Origin of the sequence: Coleofasciculus chthonoplastes PCC 7420 (assembly GCF_000155555.1) — a bacterium.
In the GTDB taxonomy this organism is placed as follows: domain Bacteria; phylum Cyanobacteriota; class Cyanobacteriia; order Cyanobacteriales; family Coleofasciculaceae; genus Coleofasciculus; species Coleofasciculus chthonoplastes_A.
This window is the reverse complement of sequence record NZ_DS989871.1, coordinates 45,013-63,356: the sequence shown is the minus strand read 5'-3', so window position 1 is coordinate 63,356 and position 18,344 is coordinate 45,013. Positions and strand designations below refer to the sequence as shown.

Annotated in this window: 14 protein-coding genes and 2 pseudogenes; 8 read left to right on the top strand and 8 right to left on the bottom strand. The window is 45.9% G+C overall.

Features of this window, described 5'->3' with window-relative positions:
* Positions 1 to 2 precede the first annotated feature (2 nt).
* From MC7420_RS30515 to MC7420_RS30495, 5 genes are all read left to right on the top strand, one after another.
* Positions 3 to 1,331: a hypothetical protein gene (locus MC7420_RS30515; protein WP_006105590.1), complete on the top strand. Its 1,329-nt coding sequence runs from the start codon at positions 3 to 5 to the stop codon at positions 1,329 to 1,331.
* A gap of 118 nt (positions 1,332 to 1,449) precedes the next feature.
* A complete protein-coding gene (locus MC7420_RS30510; protein ID WP_006105580.1) occupies positions 1,450 to 2,214 on the top strand; it encodes a PspA/IM30 family protein in 765 nt (254 codons plus the stop codon).
* 330 nt (positions 2,215 to 2,544) lie between these two features.
* Entirely contained in the window at positions 2,545 to 3,324 is a 780-nt protein-coding gene (locus tag MC7420_RS30505) for a PspA/IM30 family protein (protein WP_006105491.1), read from the top strand.
* A gap of 221 nt (positions 3,325 to 3,545) precedes the next feature.
* Entirely contained in the window at positions 3,546 to 3,869 is a 324-nt protein-coding gene (gene trxA, locus MC7420_RS30500) for a thioredoxin (protein WP_232231819.1), read from the top strand.
* A gap of 118 nt (positions 3,870 to 3,987) precedes the next feature.
* The gene (locus tag MC7420_RS30495) at positions 3,988 to 5,190 is read left to right on the top strand and encodes an LL-diaminopimelate aminotransferase (RefSeq protein ID WP_006105528.1); all 1,203 of its coding nucleotides are present in this window, start codon (positions 3,988 to 3,990) and stop codon (positions 5,188 to 5,190) included.
* A gap of 390 nt (positions 5,191 to 5,580) precedes the next feature.
* Here the strand turns inward: MC7420_RS30495 and MC7420_RS35880 are convergent, their stop codons facing one another.
* Positions 5,581 to 9,330, bottom strand: a complete 3,750-nt coding sequence (locus tag MC7420_RS35880) for an nSTAND1 domain-containing NTPase (RefSeq protein ID WP_006105558.1) — start codon at positions 9,328 to 9,330, stop codon at positions 5,581 to 5,583.
* A 629-nt stretch (positions 9,331 to 9,959) separates the two neighbouring features.
* Between MC7420_RS35880 and cobJ the strand changes: the two genes are divergently transcribed.
* Positions 9,960 to 11,891 (top strand): precorrin-3B C(17)-methyltransferase, encoded by a 1,932-nt coding sequence (cobJ, locus tag MC7420_RS30475; RefSeq protein WP_006105588.1) that lies wholly within the window; start codon positions 9,960 to 9,962, stop codon positions 11,889 to 11,891.
* A gap of 74 nt (positions 11,892 to 11,965) precedes the next feature.
* On the opposite strand, the pseudogene MC7420_RS43055 reads toward cobJ, so the two are convergent.
* From MC7420_RS43055 to MC7420_RS30440, 7 genes and pseudogenes are all read right to left on the bottom strand, one after another.
* Positions 11,966 to 13,605 (bottom strand): annotated as a pseudogene (locus tag MC7420_RS43055) (hypothetical protein).
* Positions 13,606 to 13,675: 70 nt separating this feature from the next.
* Positions 13,676 to 13,822 (bottom strand): annotated as a pseudogene (locus tag MC7420_RS42005) (IS607 family transposase); the annotation flags it as partial.
* 254 nt (positions 13,823 to 14,076) lie between these two features.
* A complete protein-coding gene (locus MC7420_RS30460) occupies positions 14,077 to 14,268 on the bottom strand; it encodes a chlorophyll a/b-binding protein (RefSeq protein WP_006105490.1) in 192 nt (63 codons plus the stop codon).
* A 209-nt stretch (positions 14,269 to 14,477) separates the two neighbouring features.
* The gene (locus MC7420_RS30455; protein ID WP_006105544.1) at positions 14,478 to 14,684 is read right to left on the bottom strand and encodes a hypothetical protein; all 207 of its coding nucleotides are present in this window, start codon (positions 14,682 to 14,684) and stop codon (positions 14,478 to 14,480) included.
* A gap of 353 nt (positions 14,685 to 15,037) precedes the next feature.
* Positions 15,038 to 15,640, bottom strand: coding sequence for an urease accessory protein UreG (gene ureG / locus MC7420_RS30450; protein WP_006105539.1), 603 nt, complete (start codon positions 15,638 to 15,640; stop codon positions 15,038 to 15,040).
* Positions 15,641 to 15,843: 203 nt separating this feature from the next.
* Complete coding sequence (locus MC7420_RS30445) at positions 15,844 to 16,452, bottom strand: PIN domain-containing protein (RefSeq protein WP_006105505.1); 609 nt, start codon at positions 16,450 to 16,452, stop codon at positions 15,844 to 15,846.
* Positions 16,449 to 16,961, bottom strand: coding sequence for a hypothetical protein (locus MC7420_RS30440; protein ID WP_006105520.1), 513 nt, complete (start codon positions 16,959 to 16,961; stop codon positions 16,449 to 16,451). Before MC7420_RS30440 ends, MC7420_RS30445 begins: the two co-directional genes overlap by 4 nt.
* Positions 16,962 to 17,446: 485 nt before the next feature.
* Here MC7420_RS30440 and MC7420_RS30435 point away from each other — a divergent pair, with 485 nt between their 5' ends.
* The gene (locus MC7420_RS30435; protein WP_044210694.1) at positions 17,447 to 17,863 is read left to right on the top strand and encodes an element excision factor XisH family protein; all 417 of its coding nucleotides are present in this window, start codon (positions 17,447 to 17,449) and stop codon (positions 17,861 to 17,863) included.
* Entirely contained in the window at positions 17,851 to 18,198 is a 348-nt protein-coding gene (locus tag MC7420_RS30430) for a XisI protein (protein ID WP_006105589.1), read from the top strand. The genes MC7420_RS30435 and MC7420_RS30430 overlap by 13 nt, the downstream gene beginning before the upstream one ends.
* Positions 18,199 to 18,344: the final 146 nt, after the last annotated feature.

Below are 18,344 nucleotides of genomic sequence, written 5' to 3'. Positions count from 1 at the left end.
TCATGAGCCAAAAAACCTCAGCTAAAGCATCAACTCCTTCCTCCCCCCTGTCGATTAACCCTGTTTTGCAGACGGCTTTAGGTAGCCTAGACGTGCAACTCGAAGCCGAATTAGCCCGCTATCGACGCCAACGACGGGGACGTGGTATCACATCTCCCCAACTACCGGGGCGTTACCCCAAACAGAAATCGGCAGTCAATCAGCTTGAGCCGACAACAACGTCTCCTATTTCTATCGCCCCAGCCGCCGATTCTACGAGTTCTCCCGGAGACATTGATCGGCAATCCGCTCAAGTGAGTGGTTCTCCCACACCAGAAAAGAGAGAATCCCCAGAGACTGAACCCACTCCACCCCTGTTTCCTCCCCTACCTAGCCAGGAAGCCCCCTTGGTGAAGACTCAGGAGCAAAGCGTTACTGACTTCCCAACCCTAGAGGAATCCCTAGAAGGGGACGGTAAATTAGTTGTCCCGACAACGGATCAGTCTCAGCCAGAAGACTATTTAGAATCCTCAGAAAAATTACGGCAAACGTTAGCCGAACAGGAAACCCCAAAGGAATCCCAAAAACCCATAACGAATAGAATCCTCACTCCCCTCGGTGTCGGTTCGATTTTGCTGTTGCTGGTTTCGAGTGCGACATTGACCTATATTTTTCGGACTAGCCTAGGGCTTGACTTCTTAGAAACTGAGACACCCACGACGGCTGAGAATTCAACAGCGACAACCGCTAATCGGGAAAATGGATTACTCGGCGTAAATAAACCTAATCTTGCCAGTGATGATGAATTCCCAGACGTGAATATCAATACACTCCCTAATCTGAAAGCCAATCCAACTTCTAGTCCAAGTGCTTCACCCATCGCTCCCATCCCCAATTCACAGCCTCCAGCAGCGGCTCCACCCACGGCTTCAGTCCTACCTTTACCCCAGTTACCGAATCCAGCCTCAAATTTACCATCAGCCCTTTTAACTCCTCCTACCCCACCACCTCCAACGGCGACACCATCGGTGACACCAAATTCCTCACCCGCTCAACCTGAATCATCGACTAACAACTCCTCAGAAAAAGCGAATACATCCACCTCTGCTGCACCGAAGCCAAACAACGTCACCTCGAATCTGAGTGATGAGTTCTATTATGTGCTGATTAACTCCAGCGATAGTAGTGTGTTGGAGACAGCCCAAACTATTGTCCCTGACGCCTACGTGGTGAACGTACCCGCAGGGACAAGAATTGCTATGGGTGCCTTTAAACTAGAGTCAGAAGCCAAAACCCTGGTCGAGAGGCTTAAACAACAAGGACTTTCTGCATCGATTTATAAACCTGATTAATTGGGGAACTCTGAACCGGGAACGGGAAACGGGCAATGACTTAATACATAAGACCAACAAGCCTGAGATACCATAGTGATAAAGTTTTCCCCACCCCTAACCACAATGGAGAGCTGCTATGGGATTGATTGAGCGCATCGGGCGAGTGATTCGCGCCAACCTGAATAGCCTGATTGGACAAACCGAAGATCCAGAAAGAATTCTGGAACAAGCTGTGGACGATATGCAGCACGATTTAATCCAAATGCGGCAGGCTGTCGCTCAAGCGATCGCGTCCCAAAAACGTACAGAACGCCAAGCCTCCCAAGCTGAATCGACGGCACAAGAATGGTACAACCGCGCTCAACTGGCACTGCAAAAAGGGGAAGAGAATTTGGCACGAGAAGCCCTAACTCGACGACAAACTCATCAGCAAACGGCTCAAGCTCTCCAGGGACAACTGGGGCAGCAACGTGAGATTGTTACTAAACTTAAAAAAGATATGAAGACTCTAGAGAGTAAAATCTCGGAGGCAAAAACGAAAAAAGACCTTTATATTGCCAGAGCGCGTTCAGCTCAAGCCTCAGAGAAGATTAACGAGATGTTAGGAAATCTCAACACAGGCGGTACCCTGAGTGCCTTTGAGCGCATGGAAGACAGAGTACACGAACTCGAAGCCCGATCCGAGGCGATCGCGGAACTCTCTAGTGGTGATGAATTGGAAAAGAAATTTAATGCCCTAGAAAGTGGCAGTAACATTGATACAGAATTAGCCTCGATGAAAGCTAACCTAGGTGGTACAACGGCATCGGCACAATTACCGTCCGCTCAAGCCGGATCAGGTGGCAATGCGGAGATCGAGGCAGAACTAGAAAAACTGCGTTCTGATCTGGATAAATCCTAGTTGATGCCCACAGACGTGCCATGGCACATCCAAAGTATTATGAGAAATTGGGTTTCTGGTGAGGATGACAACGAAATATCAAGCTTTCACCCAAAGAAACCGGGTTTCTTGACCGATGTCCTAGCACTATTGAGCTGGAAGTTTTTACACTAGATAAATAGCCTCCTGTCTGAATACCATAATTTGATGAATGTTTCAATTACATTAACCCAGTGCTTTCTCCAAAAGGCAGGAGAGCCTCTATTCCACAAAATTGACCCCTGAGCAGGTTCCCAAGCTTAGAGCCTGCTTGATACTTAGTTTGTACATTCCGAGAGGATAAACAGCGTCATGGGACTATTCGATCGCCTGAGCCGAGTTGTCAGAGCTAATCTTAACGATATGGTTAGCAAGGCTGAAGACCCAGAAAAAATTCTGGAGCAAGCCATTATTGACATGCAAGAAGATCTGGTACAACTGCGCCAAGCCGTTGCCCGATCCATTGCCACCCAAAAACGTACCGAGCAACAATATAATAAAAACCAATCCGAAGCCAATAACTGGCAGCAACGCGCCCAACTTGCCCTGCAAAAAGGGGATGAAACCCTAGCCCGGGAAGCACTCCAGCGCAAAAAATCCGTTGCTGATACAGCCAATGTCCTCAAAGGTCAGCTTGAACAGCAAACGACTCAAGTAGACACCCTGAAGCGTAACCTAATTGCCTTGGAAAGCAAAATTTCTGAGGCGAAGACCAAAAAAGATATGCTCAAGGCACGGGCGAGCTCTGCCAAAGCCAATGAGCAGTTACAAAGTACCCTTGGTCGTTTGGGAACTAGCTCGGCAATGGGGGCATTTGAGCGGATGGAAGACAAAGTGATGGAACTCGAAGCCCGTTCCCAAGCGGCTCATGAGTTGGGTGGTGCTGACTTAGAAAATCAATTTGCTGCCCTGGAATCGGGGAGTGATGTTGATGATGAGTTGACGGCAATGAAAGCCCAGCTATCCGGTGGTTCTGTCTCTCAGCCCGCTTTAGAAGGCACATCAGAGCAGAAAACTGACTCAGGTGCTGCCCCCCAATCCGAAGTTGACGACGAATTGGAACAACTGCGAAAGCAAATCGACAATTTGTAAGCATCAGGCGTCATCAACAATCAGAGAGACGCGCCAAGGCGCGTCTCTACATCATAATCATGACATTTCCTTTGATGTTTTCTTGCGATCGCCTGAAGGCTTAGACTGATCGAGAGAACCTCAAAAAACTGGCTCAAGGACTGATCATTTGGTAACGGTTAGCCATTGTCAAGAAGTAGTGAGTCTCGCTAGAGTAGTCATTTGTGTTGATGGAGGGTGTTGTGAGTAACGTACTTGAGATTACCGATCAGGACTTTGAGACTGAAGTTTTAAAAGCTGACAAGCCAGTGCTAGTGTATCTGTGGGCAAATTGGTGTGGACCTTGCCGCCTCGTCTCGCCCTCAGTGAATTGGATTGCGGAGAATTATAGCGATCGCCTGAAAGTGACTAAGATGGAAGTTGATCCAAATCCCGTTACTGTGAAGCAGTATAACGTCGAAGGAGTCCCCTCACTCTTACTCTTTAAAAATGGAGAGGTTGCCCAGTTCCATGAAGGTGCTATTGGGAAGCAAAAGTTGCAGGAAATGATAGACAACGAGCTTTGAGTCTTGTCGGTGGTAGGGGTGGGTTTCACAATTATCATTTTTTGCCACAAAAATGTCACTAAACCCGCCCCGTCTGAATTGATGCCCTGTTCCCTGTTCCCTGTGCAATAACTAAACCATGCAGTTTGCTCAACGTTTACAACCCCTGCAAGCCAATGTGTTTGCTGATATGGATCAGGCGAAGGCAAAAGCTAAAGCCTTGGGTCAAGATATTATTGACCTATCTTTGGGTTCCTCTGATTTATCGGCATCGGATCACGTCGTTGCCGCTATTGAGGCTTCGCTGCATGACCCTAGCACTCATGGTTACTTACTGTTTCATGGGACGCAAGCGTTTCGTCAGGCTGTAGCTAAGGCGTATAGCCAACGATTTGGTATTCCGGTTGACCCAGAAACGGAGGTTCTGCCTCTGATTGGTTCCCAAGAGGGAACGGCACATTTACCTTTAGCGATTCTCAACCCCGGTGATTTTGCCTTGTTGCTTGATCCAGGGTATCCGTCTCATGTCGGTGGGGTGTATTTGGCAGGGGGTCAAATCTATCCGATGCCTCTGTTGGCAGAAAATCAGTTTTTGCCTGTTTTTGAAGAAATTCCTACCTCTGTCCTTGCCCAAGCTAGGATGATGGTGTTGAATTATCCCCATAATCCCACCAGCGCGATCGCACCGTTATCGTTTTTCCAGAAAGCGGTGGCTTTTTGTCGTCAGCATGATGTGGTTCTGGTTCACGATTTCCCTTATGCTGACTTGGTATTTTCTCCAGATAGCACAGCACCCGCCAATCTTAACGCCCTAGCGCCCTCTGTTTTACAAGCTGACCCCAATAAAGACATCTCGATTGAGTTTTTTACCTTTTCTAAATCCTATAATATGGGCGGCTTTCGCATTGGGTATGCGATCGGCAATGCTCAACTGATTAAGGCGTTGCGCCAAATTAAGGCGGTGGTGGATTTTAACCAGTATCGCGGAATTTTAAACGGTGCGATCGCGGCACTACAGGGAAATCAAGATGGTGTGCAAGCGATGGTAGCTACGTTTCAGAAACGGCGGGATGCGTTTGTGCAGGCGTTAAACCGTATCGGTTGGCAGGTTCCACTTCCCCAAGCAACGATGTATATTTGGGCAAAATTACCCCAACCTTGGCACAAAAATTCGATCCAATTCTGCACCCAGTTAGTTGAGGAAACTGGAGTGGCTGCATCACCAGGAGCAGGTTTTGGCAAAGCTGGGGAAGGATATGTCCGCTTTGCTTTGGTGCAGGAACCTGATGTGCTAGAAACAGCCGTGCAGCGAATAGCGGGATTTATGCGATCGCATAAGTAGGGTTTGCTGAATAAGTATTGGGGAGATGGGGTGAGAGGGTGAGGGGGAGATGGGGTGAGAGGGTGAGGGGGGGAGATGGGGTGAGCTCACAAGGGTAGGTTTTTTAAGATGGGGGTTTAGGCTAGACTTGGAAGACAGGTAGATCATCACTTCGACTTCGCTCAGCGACCGTAGACAAGGAAGAGTGAGAACGAAAAATAGGGCGTTTCGGCTTTTAGAAGTTAGTTTGACCGAACCGAATTCTGTACGGTTTTTCCCCCTTGTCTTCTTTCCTTCCTTGTCCTCCTTGTCTTGTCCCAACCATAAAATAAAAAACCTACACCTGTCAGGATGGGGTGAGGGGGAGATGAGGGAAACAGTCGTGCTTTTCGTTTCGCTACAAGTCTATACTTAACGATGAGTTCTTGATTCTTTAGCTTGACAAATATCACGAGATAGGGTATTTGCCGGATGCGGACGTTCAAAAACGGGATGATTTTCGAGGCGATCGCACGCCACCCGCAGCCCAGTTTGCCAATCTTGCGGTTCTGGTAAAATCCGCACATCCCACAAGCGTACTGTTTTATCCTGGCTACCACTGGCAAGTCTCTCACCATCCGGACTAAACGCCAGCGATCGCACCGCACCTTGATGTCCCCGTAATGGTTGACCCCGTAACTGACCCTGAGAATTCCATAAGCGAATTGTACCATCCCCACTACCACTGGCGATCGTTTCCCCATCCGGACTAAACGCCACCGCAAAAACGACTCCCTGATGTCCTCGCCAAGGTTCACCGATTAACTCACCTTGACGATTCCATAAGCGTACCGTCCCATCGCGTCCCCCACTGACAATCCTCTCACCATTGGGACTAAACGCCAGGTCAAAAACCACACCCTCATGTCCCCGAAACGGTTGACCCAAGGGTTGACCCTGACGATTCCATACGCGAATCGTACCATCCCCACTCCCACTAGCAATCGTTTCTCCATCCGGACTAAACGCCACTGTAAAAACGACTCCCTGATGTCCGATGAACGGTTGACCGATGGGATTACCTTGGCGATTCCACACCTGAACGGTTCCATCTTTCCCACCACTGACCAGAAATTGACCGTCTGGACTCCAAGCTATTGAGGTGATCCAATCTTGTCCAAAAAACGGCTGACCTAGGGGTTGACCTGGAACCGTCCACAAGCGAATTTTACCATCCTGGCTACTACTAGCAATCACCTGTCCCTGGGGACTAACAGCAACTCCTGTCACCTCATCTTTATGTCCGGGTAAGGATTGACGAATTAAATTATCCTGTCGCGTCCACAGATGAACTAAACCATCCTCCGTTCCACTGACCAAGATTTGATTATCAGGATGAAAAGCGACCGCATTAACCGCTGATTCGTGGTCTAAGCGATCGCGTTCTCTAGCTACCTCAATTGCCTGCCAAAGACTAGACGCAATCCGCTGATCGACGTGCTGAAATTTAGCATAACTTTGACCCGTTGTTTCAATTGCCAGTAATAATCCCTTAATCGGTTCCACTGGGAGCAAATTTTGGACGGTAGCGGCATTTTTATACAAGTGTTCCCGTTGAGCCATCTGTGCCGTTTTATACCATCGGCTCATCCCCATCCCACTGGTCAGACTCAATAGCGCGATCGCGAAAATTAATCCTCCCCTAGCTAAACCTCGTCGCGTTCCTTTGTGCTGGAGATTCTGCTGAATTAAGTCTTGTCCTAACGTAGATAAATGGAGATGATCTCGATAATACTCTGCCTCAGTTAGGGTTAACTCCGATAAAAATCGGTGCGGTTTTCCTTGAGTTTGCCACTCAATCGCCGCCGCTTCAATTTGGCGCTGTAGTCTCATCCCGTGGCGTTTTTCTTCGACCCATTCCTGCAGTTTTAACCAATGCTGAATTAGGGATTCGTGAGCAATCGTTACCAGGGTTTGGTTCCATTTTCCGGAGTGAGTAACAATTAAGCCAGCATCAATTAATTTTTGCATTACGGCTGTTACCGCTTTCGTGGAATGGCGATCGCTAATGAAATCGTTTACCGCATTTGTTGGGGAAAAATTGTTGAGTATTGACCCTTCACGATCTTCGAGGGCATAGTTTTGATTGTGTAGGGGCGGGTTTAGGAATTTTCGTTTCGCTATTGATAGTAACCTTGGTACAAAACCCGCCCTGAGTGAGGGTTGAGTGTTGACCCTTCGCGACCTTCGAGGGGATGGTTTTGAGTTAACGACTGAACTGTGTCCCGCTGCGCTAACCTTTTCCTCTAGTTTACCTGATTCTGTGTTCCCAGACATAGTATGAGACGTGCCATGGCACGTCTCTACAGATTTGAATTGGTTTCTAGAGTTTACTTTAAAACTCAGGATTAATTCAGACGGGTCTACTTGTCGCGCCGTAACTTGACCATTTTCATTTAATTGGATTAACGCCCCAAAAATATCTTTGGCAATTTCTTTCTCATTATCCGACAACGAGTGATAAACACGGTTGGCGTGTTTTTCGATTGTTCCTTGCAGCTTACCCCAACGATAATATTCGGCTACCATTAACCGATCCACTGGACGCCGTTGCCACAGTTGAGTTAACATAAACTGGAGCAACGGCAAACTGGCAGCATCCTCTACATCTAAGAGTAGTTGAGTGACTAAATCTGACTCAATCTCTACACCCACCTGCTGGGCGGGTTTAATAATAGCGGTTTTCAATCCTTCCCTGGTCATTGGCGTCACCGTCACCATCAGCGCCTGAATCTTTTGGATCAATTCTGGATAAGTTGCACAATGACTTAAAAAATCCGTTCGCATCCCGATAACCAGACAAAGTTGATTATCGGTACGTTCTAGTCCACCCAACAAACAATCAAAAAACTGTTGTCGTTCGGTTTCATCCTGACAACAAGTAAACACCTGTTCAAATTGATCGACTACCAGCACTAACCGTTGCTTTTCAGCCCTTGTCCGCACCACAATTCCTAATCCTACCGCCCCCATTTGGATCAGTTTCATGGTTTGTGCAAACTGATAGTCGCGTTCTGGGTTATGGGGATTGATAAAGGATCGGGCTAAATTCTGGAGAGGATGTTCACCGGGTTGAAAAATTAAAGTTAGCCATTCCTGAGTTCCTGATAAGCGTTGTCCCCGTTGAAGCTGATGCAAAAGTCCGGCGCGAATTAGCGAAGATTTGCCACTACCACAGGTTCCGATTACCGCCAGGAAATTGTTGGTGCGGATATGTTCGAGGAGTTTATCTGTTAACGTCTCTCGCCCATAAAAATACTGGGGATCTTCATTTTTGTAGTCAAAATAGGCTAAACCTTTATAAGGACAAAACCGTTCAGGTGCGCTGGGGGGTAAAGCGGGTAAAGATTCTGGGTCAGTTTCACGGGTACGGATTAACAGAATCGGATTCCCGGCGTTAGCAAAAATTAGGGGTGGGGACAATTGATTAATTAATTCTACTAGGGTATAGTTGGTCACCCAGCCAGGGGGATGCTTGCTGGAATCGAGTCCTAATAATAGAATGGACGCCAACTGACTGTAATGATTCGATTCAGTCGGATTCAGTTGTCGTGTTTGCAGGTTATCCTTGTCTCCCCATTTTCCCCTCTCCCCATCCCTTTGTGACTGACAGGTGGCGATAAAACAACGACTGTATCCCTGACCCCGATATCCCGGATCAGCTTGGGTGAGGTCAAATCCTTCATCGTTACAATAGCAATCTAACCAAATAATTTGCTCTCGAACTGGACTTTGTTGCAACAAGTCACGCAGCCATGACAGAGACAATCCCCAGTTACCGCGATTTGGGTTAATATCGCTGGTGGCTAAAAAACTGGTTTGTCTATCTTGGTTTTTGCAGAGTCCATAGCCAGAGAAATACAGCAGAACCGTATCGGGAATTGTGTTTCCTTCTGGTAACAAGAGTTGCACTAATGCGGCTTCAAGTTGAGTCAGGGTAACTCGAATCGGGGTGGTTGAATCAACAGGAGTGTTAAAAGCCGGAATCCGCCTGACTTCGACATTACCGCGATCAATCAGGAGTTGCGCGATCGCATTTGCATCCTTTGTCGGTGATGTCAAGTTTTTCAGGTGCTGAGTATCGTAAGTATTAATCCCAACGATCAAAGCCTGTCGATTCATAAGGAGTCGTCAATCCCTGTCAGCAGCATCCCGTTTTCCGGGCGTATTTAACTGATTCAGAGATTTTGCTCCTAGTCAGGACAATTAGGGGAGTTACTTAGAGGAGAAGAAGTTTTGTTGAATAGGGATGAAATTCGACCCTACAGGCGGGCACATTTTCCCATTATGAAGTAAGTCTCTCAGAAAACCACCACATTTGTCAATAACCGGACTAGCACTCAACGTTTAGATCCCCCTAAATCCCCCTTAAAAAGGGGGACTTTGAATAATTTCTGTTTTTTTGGCATCACAAAATGTGAAGCATCCTTTGGCTTCCCCGTGCAAAAAAAGCTAAGCAACATCTGGTCTCCCCCATGGAACAAAACGCGAAGCATCCGCTGGCTTCCCCGTGCAAAAAAAAGCGAAGCATCCTCTGGCTTCCCCATGGAACAAAACGCGAAGCATCCTTTGGTCTCCCCCTTTTTAAGGGGGACGGAAGGGGGATCTATAAGGGAAGAGGGGGATCTGAAGGGGGACGGAAGGGGGATCGAAAAAGGGGGACGTTTTACCCTGAAGTTGATATGGATAATAAATGTGCGTCCTTTCTTTGACCACTAACTGCTATGATTAAATCGATATTATAAAGACCTGTGTTACTATTTCAAGACTTTCATCCCCTAGTGGCGATCGCAACCACTCCTACCGCCGCCCAAACCCTACAGCCTCTGTGCCATAGCGCCGGGGGGACGTTGTGGCTTCCTGAGTCTCTTCATACCTCTGAACAGAACAATGATCCCACAGTATCGTTCTATCAGGGTTCTCTTAAATCCCATATCGCCTCCCTTTGGCAAAATCATCGCGCTTTTATTTTTGGATTAGCAACGGGGGCGGTAGTGCGCCTTATTGCCCCACTTTTACAGGATAAATCCTCTGATCCAGCGGTTATCGTTGTCGATGAAACCGGGCAGTTTGTCATTAGTTTATGCAGTGGACATCAAGGGAAAGCTGATCAACTGACGCGGATGATTGCCTTACAACTAGGGGCGACTCCTATTTTAACTGGGGGTTCTACAGGGTTAAATTTACCGGCTGTCGATATGGTAGGTATTCCCTTCGGTTGGCAACGGGGAGAGGGAGATTGGACGGGTGTCAGCGCCGCCGTAGCCAAAGGTGAACGGGTTGAAGTCATCCAAGAGGTGGGTTCGACGTTGTGGCAAAATCACCTCCCCTCAGGACATCCCTTTGTTTTCGATGCTGATGAAGAGACAGTTGATGTTAATTCAGCCAATTCCCAATCAATTAATGCCCGGATTTGGATTAGTTTTACTCAGCGTCGCTTTTCTCCAGACTCGGATTTACCCAAGGTGCAATGGCATCCACGGGTATTATGGGTGGGGATTGGGTGTGAACGGGGAACCTCTAGAGAATTAATCGAAACGGCGATCATTCAAACCTGTCAACGGCATCATCTAGCCCTAAGTGCGATCGCGGGAATTGCCACGATTGATATTAAAGCCTCGGAAGTGGGATTGGTGGAATTTTGTCAAGCCCATGATTTTCCCTTGCGAACCTTTCCGGCGAAGGTATTGCGATCGGTAACGGTGCCTACGCCATCAACAGTGGTGGATCAGGCAGTGGGTAGTCCCAGTGTGGCAGAAGCCGCCGCCTTAGTATGTAGTGAGCGCTTTAGCGCTTGTAGTGAGCGCTTTAGCGCTTCTGACACTAACGTACCGACTACGAACCTACTGGTAAAAAAACAAATTGTGCGGGCAGATGATCAACCCGGGGCGGTAACGGTGGCGATTGCTGTGGCGGAACAAGAGTATACGGGTAGAATTGGACAACTGTTGTTGGTGGGTATGGGACCCGGACAGTTAGACCAAATAACACCAGCCGCAAAAACGGCACTCTCGCAGGCTGATGCGGTAATCGGTTATTCTCTCTATATTGATTTAATTTCCCCGATTCTGCATCCTGGACAAATTATTGAATCTCTGCCAATTACCCAAGAACGCCAACGGGCGCAACGGGCGATTGAGTTAGCCCAGTGGGGATTAACGGTGGCGGTTGTGTCATCGGGGGATTGTGGGATTTATGGGATGGCGGGATTAGTATTGGAGGAACTAAAAGCCCAAGGGTGGGATGGGAAGACGCCAAGGGTACAAGTCTTTCCCGGAATTACCGCCCTGCAAGCAGCGGCGTCTCGCGTGGGTGCGCCCCTGATGCATGATTTTTGTGCGATTAGTTTAAGTAACCTGCTGACGCCTTGGGATGTAATTGAAAAGCGCCTGAATGCTGCCGCCCAAGCCGATTTCGTCATTGCTTTATATAATCCGCGATCGCGCACCCGCATCGAACAACTGACCATCGCCCATCGTATTTTACTTCAATACCGTTCTCCCCAAACCCCAGTCGCGATCGTGCGATCGGCTTATCGAGAGGATGAAAAAATCACCCTTTCCACACTTGACAAATTACTCGATATTCCCATTGACATGCTGACCACTGTACTCATTGGCAATCAAAGTACCCGTCTTCACGGAGATTGGATGATTACACCACGGGGATATTACCGCTTCTAAAAACCTAGACAAACCTACCCATCAGTAATTCTGCCTTGGTATAAGTCCACGGTGTAACTTTTGGTCGATAACCGTTAACGCTTGCGCTTGGCTGATACCCGGCATTGTTGCTCGATATCAGCCTTAACCAACGGCTCCCAGTTAGAGACACTATAGTAATCGTGCCTACGATTGACTACAGGGCATCGACCAATAAAATTATTAAATTGATATAGAGCGCTCCATACGTGCTTTCTCGGATTCACTCCGAGATAGGCGGACACAGAGCGCGGCAATCTCTCACTCAAATTCATTCCTCTTCTGGCAATTGCTAGGGCAGCTGCCACATCAGATGATAGTCCATACATGCGACTATATTTAACACAGCCTATCAAACTCGTGTAAGCTGGATTGCACAACTTTATAGTTATTCCTCGGTTGGATAAAATCGATGACAAAATCTGATAAAAACGACTGTATGCCCAGGCAGAAAGCATTCTAGCATATTTTTTTGTTCGCTCTCTTAATTGAGCTTTCTTGGTGGAAAAATCCAAGCTTTCGCACAGAACGGGGCAGGCAAAATTCCTGGCTAAAGCTGCCAATTTCAAACAAACATCGACAATTTGAGCATCTTGTTTACCTTTGGGTAAACCCGTCTGAAAAGGAATAGTTCCCTGAGCTTTTAAATTTCCTTGACCATCAACATAAGCCCAACCGATAGAACTAGGATTTAGATCGATACCCAAGGCACCATACTTAATTGCTCGGCTAACTTTCTCCACCGCAGCGGGCGTGAATTGAACAGAGACAACCCAACGATTATCCTTTCTATATAGCAATCCTAAATAGGATGCAACAAGTAGACGGCTTGAAATCAAGGTATAGCAAGGGTTTCAGTTTTGAAAATTGCCACAATCAATTTAGGATTGCTATAGAAGTGCCATGTTTTCGCCCCACTATTGGGTAATCTATTAATCTGACGGGAGAAGCTGCCAATTTTTGATGTGACATATTTCCCAAATTTTGCTTCTAGACAATCCGGGACTCTCAACACCTCGGCTTCGCTCGGTGTTGACGCTGAGCGAAGTCGAAGCGTCAACTTGATAGTATCCCCAGCCCATTGACAAGTTTGATTCCCATAACTTTCATCCTTTGAACCAACAATAAATACTGACCCTCTGGATACCTTCACTCTAATTTTTGCCCTCAATAGATGTTTAATTTGATTTTGAAGTCGGTGGATATATCGCTTTTTCTGATGCAAACCTTGACGCAGATGATGCCAGTTAGTTTTTCTCGTCTTGAGGTTTGATGATAAGGGAAAATTGCAGCCATTTTTGGAGGATTGCCAGTTCTTTTTTCCATAGAACTTCCGAGCCAACTTAATTTTCTTAGTGGCTCTGGCTACCCAATCTTTCCCTGACTGAACTCGTGATTTTAATTGCTTTATCTGTCTTTTTCTACATTCTTTGGCTGAGGAGGTTTTTCCTCTGGCTAATGCAATTACTCCGTTAGCATAACGCTTACTGAGTCCGTATTTCTCTTGCATAAGACTATTCCAACTGGATTGATTGAATTTTATTTCTTTATTTAATAAATGGTTAACGGTTTCAACTGTTGCTTGATAGAATATATCAGACAATGACGTTAAAAACATCTCCAAGTCGGTGAAGCCGATGGGGTTAAGTTCATCGGCGGGAGTTGGCAAGCCTTTGCAATAAGTTATCGTTGTCATAGCTTTTTAGCTACCTCCCTCAGTTCGGTCACTATTTTTTTTGTGCTTATGACTACGCAGTCCCTTATGTACCAATTAAGTCAACAATATCATATCGACTCCAGACCACCAGCCGTCCTAGAAGCTCATCAGCCAGCCGTTGAGTTCCCATCGGTGCAACGTGCAAGACCGTCACACAAAGTCGAGTAGCTGCTTCTTGGGGAGTTAAACTAGACATTCCTGTATTATATCATCAAAAATGTCTAGTTATGTAAATGATTGTCTAGATATTTACGGACTGTTAGTTAACCCTTAACGGTTACTCTACTAAATAGGGTTTGGAGTTGTGCAGCAAACCCTAAATAAACGATCCCAGGGGGGAAAACCAAAGCCATTAGAATGCCCTCCCCTTGACAAGGAGAGGGTTAGGAAGATGTCAAACCAATGGATATATCGTGTCCCTACGCTGTCTCTTAGAGACATCAAATAGGCTTACATGATTCCTAATGTGTGCAGAACTCCTTGACCCGAAAAGTATTCAACGAATAGGGCAATAATGAAGCCTAGCATGGCTAGACGACCATTCCAAATTTCGGCTTGGGGGCTAAAGCCAAATTTCCAAGCATTGCGTTCTTCGGGACTGGTAATGGTTTCGGGTGCTGGTGTATTTGATGGGTTTGTCATAGTGCAATTCTCCGCTTTAGTTATCTATAATTGCCTTTGTAAACAAATGTAACCTGGATTGAGGCTAACGTTATCCCTCTTAGGTGGGAAACTTATTCAGCAGCCCCTAGAATACCCGTCTATTGACACTCAGCCGATTAAAGCGCGGGGGCTTTCACCTCCGCTATCCTGTAACTTGATACGGATGGATAATGTTGTACTCCTACAAATTATGCTGATCGATTGAGTTCTGTTGATAGCTGCTGCCAATCGGGTAATCGAGCATCCTGTGTCTGCCGTTGAGAAACAACTATTCTCTGCAAAACTCTAAAATTCTCTAAAAATGCCATGTCTTCGATATCAATCTGGGGTTGTTGGCAAAGATCGACATACCGTCGGGCGTTTAAGGATAACCAGAGTTCTAAATCACTTAACATTGACTTCAGCCTAAACTTTGTCTCAGTTTAGCTTTGTCGATTCGAGAGTAATAGGGAATATTTTCGGATATTTTACTCACTAAATTAAGAGGAACCTGGTAAAAATACGCAAGAAAATACTTTAGGAATTAATTTGCCAGTAAGGAGTAAAGTTAATTCTGAGCAATTACCCGCTCGTAGAAAAGCTTATTCTATCCTTGAACAGTCTTGCCCACCCTACATAAAATCTAATCAAGTATCATTCGTCACCATTAACAGGCAATAGATGAGGGTAGGATAAAGACAGGCTAACTACTGAATGTTTTTATCTCCGGTTCTCTCACCGGATTTATTAGCAAATTAAACCGCCTTTGTCAAGACACCCCCATCTGGAGCTTGATAAAATCAATCACGGTTGCTAATCCGTCCTGAGTCTTTAAATTCGTAAATACAAATGGCTTATCACCTCGCATCTTTTTGGCGTCTCGTTCCATAACACCCAAATCAGCCCCAACCATTGGCGCTAGGTCTATTTTATTAATCACCAATAAATCCGATTTGGTGATTCCGGGTCCGCCTTTGCGGGGAATCTTGTCACCGGCGGCGACATCTATCACGTAAAGGGTCAAATCAACGAGTTCTGGGCTAAAAGTGGCGGCTAGGTTATCCCCTCCACTTTCTAAGAAGACTAAATCTAAGGGGGTGAACTTCTGTTCTAACTCTTCAATTGCGGCTAAATTCAGGGATGCATCCTCCCGAATCGCCGTATGGGGACAACCTCCCGTTTCCACACCCCGGATGCGATCGCGCTCTAATGCTTGAGAGTTTACCAGAAACTGGGCATCTTCCTGGGTGTAAATGTCATTGGTGACGACAGCGATTTGATAGGATGCCCGCATTGCCTTACACAAAGCATCCAATAAAGCGGTTTTTCCGGAACCCACGGGCCCTGCAATACCAACGCGAAATGTATTCATCAACCGTGTTTGAGATGTGATGTATTAACTATAAATTTACTATTATTTTTACGGCTTTTCTCTGTAGGGATGCGATCGCACGTCTGCAATGGCTGTAACCCCGTGTTACTCGATGAGCGCGATAAACGCCTCAATGGTGTGATTAGAATGACCAATTTTAAATACATTCATGACTATTGCTCATACAAGTCAACAGCTAATCTTTATGAGGACAGTTGTGATTGAATAAAATTATAACCCTGATCGAATTTCCAGATCATCCGGCAATTGAATTGATTCACTTCATTACTAATATCAGGATCATCAAAATCTCTTGTGTTCCGGTTGAGGAAACATGAGACTTGGGGTTGATACTGCCGCAGATGGCTAATAACTGATGCATAAACGATAGCATCTTGCGGTTCCAAGCCGTAATAAACTTCATAGTTTGCTGCATCGCTGAGAATAGCGGCAGTCAGTGAAATAATGTATGCACTTTTCAAGAGTCGTTCTCGATACTGTACAAAACGCTGTTTCTCCTCTTCATTAATCTGCATCAGCAACATAGGAATGTCTTCAATGTTGCTAATACGACTATGATATGATTTTGTACGTTTAAGTTGATTTAACTCCTTGACAAGATCTTGTTCAAGCTTCTTACGGCTGTTTTCTTGACGAATTAATTTTTCATGGGGTTCAGCCAAACTATAGGCAGGTATGACCAGTTGTATCCGTTTGGCTTCACAACGTTGCAAAATTTGTTCACAGCTTTCAAACTCTTCTTGCTGGAAGGCTAATTCCAGGACAAAGTTAGTTTCTACATAGACATTCACGCCATAACCTCATAATCAAACTTACCCCCAGCGATGGCTTCATATAGCCCTGAATCAACTAACCATTGTTGAGATTCATCAATCTCTACAGGGAATTTATCAGAATGCATTACTGGCAAAAGCCATGATTCAATAATCAATTCTAAACTCTGACGACTGATTTGTTTAGCCGTGATTCCAGCTTTTTCATAGTACGATTGAATAATAGGGCGTGCATCAATCGAGTAAGTAGGTTGGCTCTGATCGGATTGGGCATCAGCACCCGTCCATAAGTAGAAGCGATCGAGAAAAACCATCAGGAAATAGGGGGCTTTGTAAAACGTTCCGTGTGCGAGAATATTGCGGCGGAATTGTGCTGCCCAGTCTGGCGATGTATTGAGTTTAGGTTTAACTTCAATATCGAGAATTCGTTGACCATTACGGTTATAAACTGACAAATCCCAGTCATCATTCCCCTGAGGATAAGAAATAGGATATTGAATCGGCTTGGATGCTAAGTTACCTTTCATTTGGTTTTTGCCGCAAATGTTACTATAGTAATCCTAGCTTAGATGATCTAGATAGTTCGTTACCAGTAGGGGCACGGCATTGCCGTGCCCTTACTCATTCTGCTTGGTAGCAGATAACCTCTGGGGTAGGTAGGGGTTCTAGGGATGTAACACGTCACAATCGCTGTAACTCTATGCTGTTGTGGGAGAGCGATGAAGGATGAATAGTTCTTCGGTGCAATAAATTTGTCATTTCTGCTAAAAATAGCAGATTTCCCGATTCGCGATCAGGAGCAGTGTCGTGGGCTGGGGCGATCTTCTGGATCTGAACTGACACAGCTAAAAAGTTGGGATAAATTTGACAGTTGATAGCCGACTGTTTGATGGGCGCACGCCATGCGCCCCTACAATCCTAAATCCACTAAATTAGGTGTGCTACGCCAGATCACACGAGACAACTTGGTGTGATAGATTTGAATTACACCTTTATATTCGGCTCGTCTGTTGTGGCTAAGGATCGTTTTCATCAAGTTGTTAAAACAGCTCTTATTAAGGATGGATGGAATGTGACTCATGATCCGCTTAGAATTAAAGTCGGTGGAGTAGAGATGGAAATTGATTTGGGGACAGAAAGATTACTGGCTGCGGAGCGAGGCGATGAAAAAATTGCGGTTGAAGTCAAAAGTTTTTTAGCTAGTGCATCGGCAATTTCAGAGTTTCATACAGCGCTGGGTCAGTTTATTAACTATCGGGCGGCATTGCGTCGTGAAGAACCTGAGCGCATTCTCTATCTAGCTGTGCCAGATCTAACCTATAACAGCTTCTTTAAAATTGATTTTCCCGCATCAATGCTGCAAGAAAATGCGGTAAAATTGATGGTTTACAATGTTGACGTGGAGGAAGTTGTACAATGGCAGAACTAACGGATAAAGTAATCAAATATCAGCAAATTGTGCAGCAATTGTTGATGGATTATGCAGAAGTTAAGCCAGCTTATGGTGAGTTTGAGGTAGAGACGATTTTTGATACGCAGCGCAATCACTATCAAATTGTGCATCTAGGTTGGCACCATAGGCGCTGGGTGCATCATTGTTTAATGCATCTGGATATTCGGAATGAGAAAATCTGGATTTTTTACAATTCAACGGAGCATGATATTGCGGCAGAATTAGTCGATTTGGGTGTGCCAAAACAAGATATTGTCCTAGGGTTTCATCCTCCTTTCATGCGTGAAATGACTGATTATGCAGTGGGCTAAAAGGAGAAGGATTAAAGAGGCTGGTTGATGGACAAGCGTAGGCGTGACTCACCTTAATTGGTGGATTAGAATTGTAGGGGCGCAAGGCTTGCGCCCAGTTTAAACGTTAAATCTATTCCACAATTTTAGCTTGGTCAGTCCAGTAG